The following is a 13,656-nucleotide window of genomic DNA, read 5'->3' on the forward strand; positions in this document are numbered from 1 at the left end:
CGTGGCGTGTGTCCTCGCGGCCGGCCGGCGGCGATGGATCATCGACGGACGGGACCCGGATGCGCTTCATCCTTCGTTTCTTCGGCTTCCTGTTCAGCGTCGGCGCGATGGTCTTCGTGATCGCCGCCGCCGCGGCCGCGTTCTTCTACTGGAAGTTCAGCCAGGACCTGCCGGACCACGCCGCGCTCGCCAATTACGAGCCGCCGGTGATGAGCCGCGTCCACGCCGCGGACGGCTCTCTGCTGGCCGAGTACGCCAGCGAACGCCGGCTCTACCTGCCGATCCAGGCGATGCCGAAGATCGTCGTCGCGGCCTTCCTCTCGGCCGAGGACAAGAACTTCTACAAGCACGGCGGCGTCGACCCGGAGGGTCTCGTGCGCGCCGCGCTGACGAACTTCAAGAGCGGCAAGAAGCAGGGCGCCTCGACCATCACCCAGCAGGTGGCCAAGAACTTCCTCCTGTCTCCCGAGCAGACCTTCGAGCGCAAGGCCAAGGAGGCGCTGATCGCCTTCCGGATCGAGGCGGCCTACTCGAAGGACAAGATCCTCGAGCTCTACCTCAACGAGATCTTCCTCGGCACCATCGTGCCCGGCCGCAACCTGCACGGCGTCGCGGCGGCCGCGCTCGACTATTTCGGCAAGTCGGTCCACGAGCTGACGATCAACGAGGCGGCCTACCTCGCCGCCCTGCCGAAGGGGCCGAACAACTATCACCCCTACCGGCAGACCCAGAAGGCGCTGGACCGGCGCAACGAGATCATCGGTCTGATGGCCCAGAACGGGTACATCACCAAGGAGGAGGCCGAGGCCGCCCGCAAGATGCCCCTCGGCGTGAATCCCCGCGTCGCCTTCGCCAACGCCGCGAACGCCAATTACTTCACCGAGGAGGTCCGGCGCGAGATCGCCGAGCGCTACGGCGAGAAGAAGCTCTACGAGGGCGGCCTCTCGGTGCGTGCGACCCTCGACCCGAAGATGCAGTCCTGGGCGCGCAAGGCCCTGGTGGACGGCCTGATCCGCTACGACCAGTCCCATGGCTGGCGCGGCGCCCAGGCCAAGGTCGACCTCGTCGGCCGCGACTGGGGCCTGGCCGTCGCCGAAGTGCCCGGCCTCGGCGACGTCGCCCCGTGGCGCCTCGCCGTCGTGCTGAACACCACTGGCGGCTCCGCGCAGATCGGCCTGCAGCCGCGTCGCGAGGCCTCCGGCCAGGTGTCGAAGGACCGCGAGACCGGCACGATCACCGCCGAGGGCACCCGCTGGACCGGGCGCTCGCCCGCCGCGGCGCTGAATCCCGGTGACGTCGTCTATGTCGAGGCGACGGATACCAGCCGCAACCAGTACCGCCTGCGCCAGCGGCCCGAGGTCTCGGGCGCCATCGTGGCGATGGATCCCTATACCGGCCGCGTGCACGCGATGGTCGGGGGCTTCTCCTATGACGAGAGCCAGTTCAACCGCGCCACCCAGGCGATGCGCCAGCCGGGTTCCTCGTTCAAGCCGATCGTCTACTCGGCGGCCCTCGACAACGGCTACACCCCGTCGTCGATCGTTCAGGACTCGCCGATCACCATCGAGGCCGGTCCCGGCCAGGAGGCCTGGACGCCCTCGAACTACGACGGCAAGTCCGGCGGTCCGCACACCCTGCGCTACGGCATCGAGCACTCGAAGAACCTGATGACGGTGCGCCTCGCCAAGGACGTCGGCATGCCGCTCATCGCCGAGTATGCCCGCCGCTTCGGCGTCTACGACGACATGCTCCCGGTGCTGCCGATGTCGCTGGGCGCCGGCGAGACCACGGTCATGCGCATGGTCACCGCCTACTCGATGCTCGCCAATGGCGGCCGGCGCATCCGCCCGACCCTGATCGACCGCATCCAGGACCGCGTCGGCGAGACCATCTACAAGCACGACAATCGCAAGTGCCTCGGCTGCGACGCGGACAAGTGGTCCGGCCAGGACGAGCCCAAGCTCGTCGACGAATCCGAGCAGGTCCTCGACCCGCTGACCGCCTACCAGATGGTCTCGATCATGGAGGGCGTGGTCCAGCGCGGCACCGCCACCATCCTGAAGCAGATCGGCAAGCCCCTGGCCGGCAAGACCGGGACGACGAACGACGCCAAGGACGCCTGGTTCGTCGGCTTCTCGCCCGACCTCGCGGTGGGCGTCTATCTCGGCTTCGACAAGCCGCGCTCCCTCGGCGACCGGGCCACTGGCGGCGGCCTCGCCGCCCCCATCGCCCTCGACTTCCTGAAGCAGGCGCTCAAGGACAAGCCGCCGACGCCGTTCCGCGTGCCCCCGGGCATCAAGCTGATCCGCGTCTCGGCCTCCTCCGGCATGCGCGCCGGTTCGGGCGAGGGCGGCGGCACCATCCTCGAGGCATTCAAGCCCGGCACTGCCCCGCCCGATGCCTATGTCGCCGCACCGGCGCAGCAATCGAGCGGTCCGGCCGCGGTTCCGCCCGACGCCGACCGCGCCGCCCAGGCCGGCGGCCTCTACTAGGCTCACGTCCCCATCGACCCCGCGCCCCGGAGCCAGCTCCGGGGCGTTCGTCGTTTCAGACCGGCTTCCGCGCGAGCGCGAGGTCCGCGAGCTTCTCGATATCGAAGCCCCTCTGCGGCAGCTCGATCATGAAGCGCTCGGCGATCTCCGCGACCACGAAATCCGGCCTCACCCGCGCGACGTAGCCCCAGTCGATGCTGGTGGACCACAGGACGTGGACCTCGCGGAAGGTGTCGGCCAGGAGCGGCGTCAGGCTCCCCGTATGCGGGGTGGACGCGTGATGGCCGTAGGAATCCGCGAACATCACCAGCCGGCGCGGGTCGGCCTCGGCCGAATCGTTCCGGTAGACGACGTGGGCGCCGATATGCGCCTCCTGGCCCCGGCCCTCCGCCTCGAAGGCCGCGACCAGGCTGTTGGCGTAGATGCGCCGCGCCGCCGTCTCGAACCGGCAGGCCTCCGCCATCTCGGTGCGGACGGGGTCGAACTTCAGGCCGAGGTCGCCCGCGTAGGGCCCGGCGCCGCCGATGCGGCGCCGGGCGATGTCCTGGCGCGGGGCGAGGCCGAGATGGCGACAGATCTCGCCATAGGCGAGGAGGTACCCGGCGAAGGTCCAGTGGCTGTCCGTCCGGCAATAGAGCGGCGTCTCGGCGGCGCGGGCCCGGAACGGCCGCACGAGGTCGATCCAGTGGCGCCGGGCCGGTGAGAGGCGGAGCCAGCGCTCCAGGCGCAGCACCGGGGCGCGCCCAGGGTCGAAGGCCAGTCCGTCGCAGGCCTCCGGATAGATCGTGAGCTTCTCCGGCGCCACCACGTGGGCGTAGCGCGTGCCGAGCCCGGCGCAGCGCCGCGCCCGCGCCTCCAGGATGCGGCGCCAGCGCCAGAGGGTGGCGCGCGGCAGCCCCGGCTCGCCATACTGCGCGAGGACGGAGTTGGTGCCGCCGGTCAGGAAGAGCCAGCCGTCGCGGCCGACATGCACATCCGGGTGTCGGTCCGGCGCGCGAACGCCGGACGGGGGTGCGATGGTGGAACCCTCGGTCATCGCGCGGTTCTAGCGGGCGCGCGGGAAAGGCGCACCCTCATCCGGCTGGCTGCGCCACCCGATCAGAACCCGGCGCGGATGCCACCGAAGATGCTGCGCCCGACGCCCGGATAGAACGCCACCGGTCCGCCCGCGACCGTACGCGCATCGGTCACGACGGAGATGTCCGAGACGTAGCGGGTGTCGGTCAGGTTACGCGCATCGACGAACACCGAGACGCCGTTCTGGAAGTCGTATCCGGCGGCGATGTTGAGGAGGGCGTAGCCCGACACCTTCAGGGTGTTGGCGTGGTCGGCGAAGGCCCCCTGCGGAACCCAGTCGACGGAGGGGCTGACGTGGAAGCCGTCGCGGTTCCGGTAGGTCAGCACCGTGCGCAGCACGTCGCGCGGGATGCCGGCGATCTGATTGTCGCGGAAGACCGGGTCGGCGATGAAGCGGAAGTCGTTGTGGGTCCAGACCTGCGAGACCACGAGGCCGTCGCCGGCACCGATCAGGTCCCGTGCGAGGTCGAGGGAGACCGCCGCCTCCACGCCCTGGTGGCGGGTGCGGGGCGCGTTGAAGGTCGCGGCCGGGATATTGAGGCCAGGATTGATCGAGAAGTTGATCAGCTCGTCGCGGATCTCCGAGCGGTAGAGGGTCACGTCCCAGGACAGCCGGTCGATCCGGCCGCGGGTGCCGGCCTCGTAGGTCACGGCGCGCTGCGCCCGCAGGGGCACGAAGGTGCTGTTGAGCGAATTCATCTGCACGAGGTCGGAGAAGTCCGGAACGTCGCGCGATCCGGTGATGTCGCCGAAGACCTGGATGTCGGGCAGCGGCTGCCAGAGGAGGCCGACCTTCGGGTTGATCCCCGCATAGGTCTCGTTGGCCGAGGACGGGAATGCGTTGGCGCCCGAGAAGCCGCCCTTGTTGCTGTAGGTCCGGTTGGACGAGAACGCCTTGGCGCCGGCCATCAGCGCCACGTCCGGGAGGAACCAGAACCGGTTCTCGCCATAGGCCTCGTAGTTCGAGGCGCTCTGCACCGAGCGCAGGGTCTGGGCCCCGCGCTGGCCGCCATTGTTGACGAACTGCAGCGCCGAGTTCTGGCCGGCGAAGGCCCGCAGGCCGAGGATCAGGTCGTTGCGATAGCCGGCGACGTCGAAGGTCCCGGCCCAGTGCGGGGCGATCCCGTAGGTCCAGCCGTCCTGGTCGATGACCTGGAAGATCGGGTGGTAGAGCGACTTGTGGATCGCCCAGGTGTCGATATCGAGCTTGCCGACATCGAGCAGGAACGAGGTGCGGTTGGCGATCCGCTCGGTCTCGACCTTGCGCGACTGGTTGCCGGCGATCGCCGACGGGTTGGCCAGGGTCGGGTTGTTGAGGGCGTTGAAGAGGCTCAGCGTGCCGGGGAGCTTCTGGTCCGTCAGGTAGACACCGGCGTAGAAGCGCGTCTCCACGCCCGGAGCGAGCCGATAGCCGAGGTTGGCGTTGAAGTTCTGCGTCCGCTGGGTCTCGTGGTTCCGGTAGCTGTCGGAGTTCGTGATGGTGCCGTTGACCAGGAAATCGACCGGTCCGGAGATCCGCGAGACCTGGAAGTTCTCGCGGATGGTGTTGAAGGCGCCGCCGTCGATGCGCAGGATGTTGGGCGCGTACGCGGTCTGGGCCGTGGGCGTGACGACGTTGATGGCCCCGCCGAGGGTCGTCGCCCCGAAGGTGAGGGCATTTCCGCCCTTGTAGACCTCGATCGAGCGCAGCCCGAGGGGGTCGACCTGGTAGAAGTCTCCGCTGCCGTCGGCGAGGTTCAGCGGGATTCCATCCTGAAGCAGTTCGAGGCCGCGCAGGTGGAAGCCGCGCGAGATGCCGGAGCCGCGCACCGAGAGGCGCAATTCCTGGCCGTAGCGCTCCTGCACGTAGACGCCGGGCACGTCCTTGAGCGTGTCGCGCAGGGTGTTGGCGTAGCGATTCTGGAAGTCCTTGGCATCGACGAAGGCGACCGAGCCGACGGTGGCGTTCACCGCGGCGCGCTGGGCCGCGACGCTCGGCACCGTCAGGGAACCGGCGGAGGCACCCTCGATGCTGAGTTCGGACAGCGTCGCGGCGGCCGTCTCCTCTGCGCGGGACGGTGTGGCGGCGAGGAGCAGGGGCAGGAGGGAAGAAGCGCCGCCCAGAAGGGCGAAGGCGCGGGCGGTGGGGCGGCGGGGCTGGGGCGCGGACATCGGACAGGCTCCGGATCAGGGGCCCGCGCTTCGCGACGACGCGACGGGGCCGGGCATGATCCCGGTGGGAAGGAGGGCGAGGGGAAAGCCGCGTGGAGGCTCGCGCGGCGGATCGTTCGATCGGACGAACCCGAGAGCCTGCGGATCACGGCCCGAGCCGACCCTGCGCGGAGGCGAGGGCGGTGGATCGGGTCGGTCTTGGGCGGGTCGGTCTTGGGCGCGGTCAGGCCTGGGCGCCGAGCGCGGGGGCGCGCGGCGTCAGTGTTCGTGGTGACCTGGTGCCGACGGAGCGGCCGCGGGCGCGCCCGGCTTCATCGCGCCGATGGGCGCCACGCTGAAGCTGACCGGCACGGTGCCGGCGCGCTCGAAGCGCAGCGTGCCCTGGATCATCTCGCCAGCTTTCGGGCCGCTCGCGAGATCCTCGAACATGAGGTGCAGGCCACCGGGCTTCAGTTCCACCGTCTCGCCCGGCTTGATGACGAGGCCGCCCTCGATCGGCGCCATCTTCATCACGCCGCCCTCCATGCTCATGGAGTGGATCGAGGTACGTCCCGCGAGGGGGATCGCGGCGCCGACGAGGCGGTCGGGCTGCGTGCCGGTGTTGGTCACGCGGACGTAGCCACCCGCCACCTTGGCGCCGCCGGGGGTCGCGCGCATCCAGGGCGTCTCGATGCTGAGGTCGCCGGCCTTCACGCTCGAGGCCTCGGCCCGGGCCGGACCCGAGGCGGCGGCCACGATCCGGACGCCGGGGGCAGGGGATTTCAGCGCGTGCGCATCCTGCCCGGCCGCCGGGATCTCACGCCAGCGATACTGGCCGGTGGCGCAATCCTGCTCGACGGGGAAGTAGACCGTGCTGCCGGGCGCGAAGGCATCGCTGACGCGGGCGAGGAAGGTGAACTCGTCGACCTGATCGTCGGGCAGGCTGCCGCCGGTCCAGGTGATGGTCTTCACGCCCTCACGGATGTCGCCGTGATAGTAAGGATAGGCACGGGCATAGGCGCCCTTCTCGGTCGTCACGGTCCAGCCGGGCTTCGGCATCGGCTTGGCGCCGATGACGCCCTCCGGAATCGTGACGCTGACGCGGTTGGTGGGCTGGCCGTCGCAGCCATGGGTGACCTGCACGACGCCGCGGTAGCCGGCGTTCGGGCTCGCTTCCTTGCGCTCCAGGGTGGCGTGCGCGAGGGCGGCGGTGGCGGACAGGGTGAGGGCGAGGCCCGCGAAGAGCTCGGCCCGGGGAATGCGGTTCATCGGATGGGTCCGTGTCTGATGGGATCGGGAAACGGCGATCGGATCAGACGGCGGGCGGACCTCGGGGATGGGGGATCGTGCCCGGCGGCCCGCGGGCGGAAACGGACGCCTCGCGAGACCAGGTGACACGGCTCGTCGCGCGGGCCGGCCAGACGATGGTGCGGGCCGAGACATCCGGCAGCGCCGCCTGCAGCATCGGGCCGGCCACGGTGCAGCAGGGCTGGTGATGGGCGTGGGTCGAATCGGGTAGGCCCGGGCCGCCATCGTCGTTCAGCCCAAGGCACAGGATGCCGTGCGACGCGGAGACGGGCAGGGGCACGAGGCCGCTCATGACGGCATGCAGGACGAACGCATAGAGCGCGATCACCGCGGTGATCGCGCGCAGCGGGGCCCACCCTTCGTGGCCAGCCTGGTTCGCAGGAAGCTTCATCGTCGTTCGGCTTACGTCATCGGCCATCGTTTCGCCATGCCGATCGAACGGCAGAACACAGTGCTGTGGCACACGGGCCGCAGTCGAGAGGATGTGTCCGGGGATCTCGGGGATAAGCCGGGCCGTGCCACAATGTGGCCGGGTCCCCATGAGTTCTTAACCCTACCCCGACACGGTCGTGACAGGGGGTGTTCCAAGACCTCGGCGCGCGACGCCGGGACCGACGACACCGCATGTCGCTTCGTAAATCAGATCAGAGTTCACGTCCGATGCTGAATCAGGCTTTCCACACCCGCGCCCTCGGCTTTGCACTGCTCGCATCGGCGGCCGTCATCGGCCAGTCGGCGACGGCGCGCGAGGCCGGCGGCTTCGCCCAGGCCGAGTGGGCGCAGGACTACGCCTCGCCGGCCACCATGCAGGTGCAGCGCTCCTCGACGCCGATCCTGTCGCCGCAGACCGTGGCCGCCACCGAGCAGATGATCGAGCGCTACCGGGACATCGTCAATCGCGGCGGCTGGAAGCCGGTCTCGGGTGCCGACCGCCTGCGCGTCGGCGCCAAGGGTCCGGCCGTGGCCGCCCTGCGCCAGCGCCTGATCATCACGGGCGACCTCGACCCGGCCTCCGGCGGTTCGGGCGTCTACGATTCCTACGTCTCGGCCGGCGTGAAGCGCTTCCAGGCCCGGCACGGCCTGAGCCAGACCGGCGCCATGAGCCAGACCACGCAGGCGGCCATGAACGTGCCGGCCGACGTGCGCCTGCACCAGCTCGAGATCAACGTGGTGCGCCTGCGCTCCTATGCCGGCAACCTCGGCAACCGCTTCGTCATCACCAACATCCCCGCCGCCCTGGTCCAGACGGTGGAGAACGGCCAGGTCGTGACCCTGCACGCCGCCGGCGTCGGCAAGATCGACCGCCAGTCGCCGATCATGAACACCAAGGCGACGCAGATCAATTTCAACCCCTTCTGGACGGTCCCGGCTTCCATCGTGAAGAAGGACCTCATCCCCAAGATGCAGAAGGACCCGACCTACCTCACCGAGAACAAGATCCGCATCTTTTCGGGTGAGGCCGAGATCTCGCCGTCTTCGGTGAACTGGAACTCGGACGAGGGCACCCGCTACCGCTACCGCCAGGATTCGGGCGCCGACTTCAACTCGATGGGCATCGTGCGCATCAACATTCCGAACCCCTACGGCGTGTTCATGCACGACACGAACTCGAAGGGCATCTACGGCGACGACTTCCGCTTCATCTCCTCGGGCTGCGTTCGCGTGCAGAACGTGCGCGAGTACATCACCTGGCTGCTCAAGGACACGCCCGGCTGGGGCCGCGAGCAGGTCGAGCAGGCCATCGAGAGCGGCAAGCGCGTCGACGCCACCCTGTCGAGCCCGGTGCCGGTCTACTGGACCTACATCACCGCCTGGTCGACCCCGGACGGCCTCGTCCAGTTCCGCGACGACATCTACAAGCGCGACGGCGTGAACGTGCCCTCGACCCTCTCGGCCCCGACCCCGGTCGCCAGCGCCGAGCAGGTCCAGAGCTTCGAGCCGGGCGACGAGGAGAACTGAGGCGAGAACGCGGGACAGCGAGAGGGGCTATCCTCCCGCTGTCCCGGCCCAGTCCGGGATGAGCACTTCGAGCCGCATCCCGGACGTTCGAACACGGCAGATCATCGTTCAGGCCGGATCGGCGTCAGTGCCGCAGTGAGGCTTCGATTTTGGGCAAGAGCCGTTCGGTTTCCCGGGCCATGTGCAACGCCTCCTGATCCCTCATGATAAGACTGTCCTGCGGATCGAAGACAATTCCATCACGCATCTGTGCGAGCGCGACTGCGGCAATGCAGGCCGCGACGCAGTCAGGCAATCCTGAAAAATAGAACGCATAAACCGTGTCCCACTTCTGTCCAAAGTCGATATCGTCGTAGGTCTCGATCAACGTTTCGAAATCCCTGCTCCAGCATTCGAAACTCACATCGCGTCCTTTCCAGGCCGCTCTGACCATTGTCCCTTCAAGTGGCATCGTCTGCCCCGGTAAGAACGACATTTCAAATTGCAGCCGATCGACGTTTTTCTGCCATTCGATCAGGGAAAAGGGGGCGCCGTCGTACAAGACATAGAGGTCCATGCTCATAGTCATCTTCCCATCACCGACAGATAATCGATAATCGCGTAGATATAGCTCTTCGCGTCTAGACCTTTGACAATATGAAGCTCAATAACGGGGATATCGTCGCCGACGCCAAGACTTCGGCGGATATCCGCAGCGCGTTTCGGCTCGAGTTTTGCCCCACCAGTCTTGATGTCCCAAATGTCCAAGATAGGTGCCGCGATTTTCCGGCCATCCCGCAAGATAATATCGGTCCTGATACTTCCGGCAAATCCATACCGCACGGTATCACCGAGACTGAAACTCTGTTCGACGCCGCGTCGTCCAATTCCGGGCAAATCATAATCTGTTATGAGCCTGGCTGACTCGCTGTGAATGGCCATTCCGTAAAGAGGCCCCCGTCCCGTCCCGACATTGGCCACGGCCTCCTTGACGACCTCTATGAGGCGATCGGACGTCAGGTCGATCTTCGGATGACCGGTCCCGATCCCGGCGAACGACGACGACGCCCGGTCCACCGCGTCCGCCATTCCAGCGCCCTCTCTCGTCGCGAGGCTGGTCGGCGTTGAAGCCGGCCTTCACGGGATCGTAGGCGCTTCTCAACAGCGCCGGTCGCAAGCGGACGGCGGCGATCTCGCACCTTTGGAGAACAATCCGGGAATGCCGCGACATCATGCGCATCTCCGATTCATATGGACTAGTATTCCTATACCATCCCGAAAAATGCAACCTCTGCGTGCCGTCCGGCGCGTTTTCAAGCCCGTCCAGCGGTACATGGGTGGCATCGCGTCTTGTTTCGGGACTGTCTCCCTTGGACTTGCGGGGCGGGTGAAAGTTTTTTTGTAGGACACGCCAAATTCGTGTGCCTTGGCCTCGTCCGCCCGCGCGTGTAGTAAATTGCGCATTGCGCGTCCGCCCGCCTTACGCCAGCGGATAACGGACGCCTTCGCCCGTTCAACAATCGAGGCTTTCCATGAGCGCCGGTACTGCTGCCGACAAGCATTTCTCCAACTCGTTCTTCGCAGCCCCCCTCACCGAGGCGGATCCGGAGATCGCGCAGGCGGTGGCCCAGGAACTCGGCCGCCAGCAGCACGAGATCGAGCTGATCGCCTCCGAGAACATCGTCTCGCGCGCCGTGCTGGAAGCGCAGGGCTCGGTGCTCACGAACAAGTACGCCGAGGGCTATCCGGGCCGTCGCTACTACGGCGGCTGCCAGTTCGTCGACATCGCCGAGAATCTGGCCATCGAGCGCGCCAAGCGCCTCTTCAACTGCGGCTTCGCCAACGTGCAGCCGAATTCCGGCAGCCAGGCGAACCAGGGCGTGTTCCTCGCCCTCATGCAGCCGGGCGACACCTTCCTCGGCCTCGACCTCGCGGCCGGCGGCCACCTGACCCACGGCGCCCCCCCGAACGTCTCGGGCAAGTGGTTCAAGCCGGTCTCGTACACCGTGCGCCGCGACGACCAGCGCATCGACATGGAGCAGGTCGAGGCCCTCGCCCACGAGCACAAGCCCAAGGTGATCATCGCCGGCGGCTCGGGCTACCCGCGCCACTGGGACTTCGCCAAGTTCCGTGAGATCGCCGATGCCGTCGGCGCGTACTTCTTCGTCGACGCGGCTCACTTCGCGGGCCTGATCGCGGCGGGCGTCCACCCGTCGCCGTTCCCGCACGCCCACGTCGTCACCACGACCACTCACAAGACCCTGCGCGGCCCGCGCGGCGGCATGATCCTTACGAACGACGAGGCGCTGGCCAAGAAGTTCAACTCGGCGATCTTCCCCGGCATCCAGGGCGGCCCGCTCATGCACGTCATCGCCGGCAAGGCCGTGGCCTTCGGCGAGGCCCTGAAGCCCGAGTTCAAGATCTACGCTAAGCAGGTGATCGAGAACGCCAAGGCGCTGGCCGACACCCTGATGTCGAGCGGCTACAACATCACCTCGGGCGGCACCGACAACCACCTCATGCTGGTCGACCTCACCAGCAAGGGCCTGACCGGCAAGGCGGCGGAAGCGGCGCTGAGCCGCGCCGACATCACCTGCAACAAGAACGGCGTGCCGTTCGACACGCAGAAGCCCACCATCACCTCGGGCATCCGCCTCGGGACCCCGGCCGGCACCTCGCGCGGCTTCGGCGTCGCCGAGTTCAAGCAGATCGGCGGCTTCATCGTCGAGGTGCTCGATGGTCTCGTGGCCAAGGGCGAAGGGGGCGATGCCGCCGTCGAGGCGAACGTGAAGCAGCGGGTGCACGCCCTCACCGACCGGTTCCCCATCTACGGCTGAGGCGCAACGCCTCGACCGGGGGCGCTTGAACCGGCGCCCCTCACCATGCCATGCAACGGCCGCGGACCATCGGGTCCGCGGCCGTTGTCCGTTCCAACGTCCCCCTCCCCAGGTGTCCGTCCGATGCGGTGTCCCTATTGCGGCGGTCCCGACACCCAGGTGAAGGATTCGCGTCCCAGCGACGACGCGGCGGCGATCCGCCGGCGCCGGGTCTGCCCGGATTGCGGGGGCCGCTTCACCACCTTCGAGCGCGTGCAGTTGCGCGAGCTCACGGTGCTCAAGCGCTCGGGCAAGCGCGTCCCGTTCGACCGCGACAAGCTCCAGCGCTCCATCGGCGTGGCCCTGCGCAAGCGCCTCGTGGACCCGGAACGGATCGAGCGCCTCGTCAGCGGAATCACCCGGCAGCTGGAAAGCAGCGGCGAGGCCGAGATCGGCAGCGAGGCCATCGGCGAACTGGTGATGGAGGGCCTGAAGGGTCTCGACGACGTCGCCTATGTCCGCTTCGCCTCGGTCTACAAGAACTTCCGCGAGGCCAGCGACTTCAAGGCTCTGCTCGGGACGCTCTCGGACCCGGCCGCGCTCCCGTCCGAAGCGACCTCCGACGCGCTTATCGTCGAGGACGAGACCGACGAGCCGGCCGCCGCGGACCACGCGGCGAAGGTCACGCCCCTTCGCCCGAAGCGACAGCCGAAGTCCCGGCCGTGACGCGCGTCGGCTTACGGAACACGGGCATAGGGAGCACGGCCATGGGGAGCGCGTCGATGGGCGAGACCGACCGGCGCTACATGCGCCTCGCGCTCGCCCTCGGGCATCGCAACCTCGGCCGGACCTGGCCGAACCCCTCCGTCGGTGCGATCGTGGTCGCGGGCCCGCCCGGCGCGGAGCGGATCATCGGGCAGGGCGTCACCACCCCCGGCGGGCGGCCGCATGCCGAACCCCTCGCCCTCGCCATGGCGGGCGAGGCAGCGCGCGGCGCCACGCTCTACGTCAGCCTGGAGCCGTGCTCCCATCACGGCCGCACGCCCCCTTGCACCGACGCCATCGTCGCCGCCGGCATCGCCCGCGTCGTCACCGCCCTGGAAGACCCCGATCCGCGGGTGGCCGGGCGCGGCCACGGCCTCCTGGCCGCCGCCGGCCTCGCGGTGACCACCGGTCTCCTGGCGCCGGAGGCCGCACGGGACCATCGCGGCCACGTCACCCGGGTGACGCAGGGGCGCCCGAGCCTGCACCTCAAGCTCGCCCAGACCCAGGATGGCTTCGCCGGAGCCCCCACCGAGCGCCTGCGGATCACCGGCCCCGTCGCCGACGGCGCCGTGCATCTCTGGCGGGCGCACGCGGATGCGATCCTGGTCGGCATCGGCACCGCGCGCGCCGACGATCCTTCGCTCACGGTCCGGCTGCCCGGCCTGGCCGACCGCTCGCCCCTGCGGGTCGTGCTCGATTCGAACCTGCGCCTGCTGCCCTCCGCCACCCTGGTGCGCAGCGCCCGCGACGTCCCGACCCTCGTGCTCACCACACGCCGGGCTCCGGTCCATGCCAGGCGCATGCTGGCCTCCTTCGGCGTCGAGGTGATCGGCGTCGATGCCGACGGCGCCGGACAGGTCGACCTGCGCGCCGCGCTGAGGGCGCTGGCCGAGCGTGGCGTGACGCGGCTCTGCTGCGAGGGCGGCCCGCACCTCGCCGATGCCCTGGCGGACGCCGACCTCGTCGACGTCTTCACGCTCATCACCGGCCCGGGCACCCTCGGCGATACGGGCGGCCTTCCGGCCATCGGCCCGGTCCTGCGCGACCGGCTCGCGGGCGGCCACCTCCGGATCGTCGAGACCCGGATCCTCGGCCCCGACCGGGCCGTCACCCACGAGCGGAGTGCCTGA

General features: G+C 68.6%; 11 protein-coding genes. 5 read left to right on the top strand and 6 right to left on the bottom strand.

The window, feature by feature from the left end:
- Nucleotides 1-59 precede the first annotated feature (59 nt).
- Nucleotides 60-2,492: a penicillin-binding protein 1A gene (locus AC0IWM_RS12540; protein ID WP_056473664.1), complete on the top strand. Its 2,433-nt coding sequence runs from the start codon at nucleotides 60-62 to the stop codon at nucleotides 2,490-2,492.
- Nucleotides 2,493-2,547: 55 nt separating this feature from the next.
- On the opposite strand, the gene AC0IWM_RS12545 is transcribed toward AC0IWM_RS12540, so the two are convergent.
- The 4 genes from AC0IWM_RS12545 to AC0IWM_RS12560 form a co-directional block, all read right to left on the bottom strand.
- Nucleotides 2,548-3,528: an alginate O-acetyltransferase AlgX-related protein gene (locus tag AC0IWM_RS12545; RefSeq protein ID WP_471755405.1), complete on the bottom strand. Its 981-nt coding sequence runs from the start codon at nucleotides 3,526-3,528 to the stop codon at nucleotides 2,548-2,550.
- A 62-nt stretch (nucleotides 3,529-3,590) separates the two neighbouring features.
- Nucleotides 3,591-5,720, bottom strand: coding sequence for a TonB-dependent receptor family protein (locus tag AC0IWM_RS12550; RefSeq protein WP_471755407.1), 2,130 nt, complete (start codon nucleotides 5,718-5,720; stop codon nucleotides 3,591-3,593).
- 258 nt (nucleotides 5,721-5,978) lie between these two features.
- Nucleotides 5,979-6,968 (bottom strand): DUF1775 domain-containing protein, encoded by a 990-nt coding sequence (locus tag AC0IWM_RS12555; protein WP_471755409.1) that lies wholly within the window; start codon nucleotides 6,966-6,968, stop codon nucleotides 5,979-5,981.
- Nucleotides 6,969-7,011: 43 nt separating this feature from the next.
- On the bottom strand, nucleotides 7,012-7,398 hold the full coding sequence (locus AC0IWM_RS12560) for a hypothetical protein (protein ID WP_471755411.1): 387 nt from the start codon (nucleotides 7,396-7,398) through the stop codon (nucleotides 7,012-7,014).
- Nucleotides 7,399-7,667: 269 nt separating this feature from the next.
- Here AC0IWM_RS12560 and AC0IWM_RS12565 point away from each other — a divergent pair, with 269 nt between their 5' ends.
- Nucleotides 7,668-8,966 carry a L,D-transpeptidase family protein gene (locus AC0IWM_RS12565; RefSeq protein WP_471755413.1) on the top strand — a complete coding sequence of 433 codons (1,299 nt, stop codon included), beginning with the start codon at nucleotides 7,668-7,670 and terminating at the stop codon, nucleotides 8,964-8,966.
- Nucleotides 8,967-9,090: 124 nt separating this feature from the next.
- Here the strand turns inward: AC0IWM_RS12565 and AC0IWM_RS12570 are convergent, their stop codons facing one another.
- Together AC0IWM_RS12570 and AC0IWM_RS12575 are read right to left on the bottom strand one after the other, a co-directional pair.
- Entirely contained in the window at nucleotides 9,091-9,522 is a 432-nt protein-coding gene (locus tag AC0IWM_RS12570; protein WP_471755415.1) for a hypothetical protein, read from the bottom strand.
- Between the two features lie 8 nt (nucleotides 9,523-9,530).
- Nucleotides 9,531-10,034: a hypothetical protein gene (locus tag AC0IWM_RS12575; protein ID WP_471755417.1), complete on the bottom strand. Its 504-nt coding sequence runs from the start codon at nucleotides 10,032-10,034 to the stop codon at nucleotides 9,531-9,533.
- 443 nt (nucleotides 10,035-10,477) lie between these two features.
- On the opposite strand from AC0IWM_RS12575, the gene glyA reads away from it, so the two are divergent.
- The 3 genes from glyA (at nucleotide 10,478) to ribD (ending at nucleotide 13,656) form a co-directional block, all read left to right on the top strand.
- Nucleotides 10,478-11,782 (top strand): serine hydroxymethyltransferase, encoded by a 1,305-nt coding sequence (glyA, locus tag AC0IWM_RS12580; RefSeq protein WP_471755419.1) that lies wholly within the window; start codon nucleotides 10,478-10,480, stop codon nucleotides 11,780-11,782.
- Nucleotides 11,783-11,905: 123 nt separating this feature from the next.
- Nucleotides 11,906-12,487 (top strand): transcriptional regulator NrdR, encoded by a 582-nt coding sequence (nrdR, locus tag AC0IWM_RS12585; protein ID WP_471755421.1) that lies wholly within the window; start codon nucleotides 11,906-11,908, stop codon nucleotides 12,485-12,487.
- 41 nt (nucleotides 12,488-12,528) lie between these two features.
- A complete protein-coding gene (gene ribD / locus AC0IWM_RS12590; protein WP_471755423.1) occupies nucleotides 12,529-13,656 on the top strand; it encodes a bifunctional diaminohydroxyphosphoribosylaminopyrimidine deaminase/5-amino-6-(5-phosphoribosylamino)uracil reductase RibD in 1,128 nt (375 codons plus the stop codon).

The organism is Methylobacterium sp. AC433, from assembly GCF_979253015.1.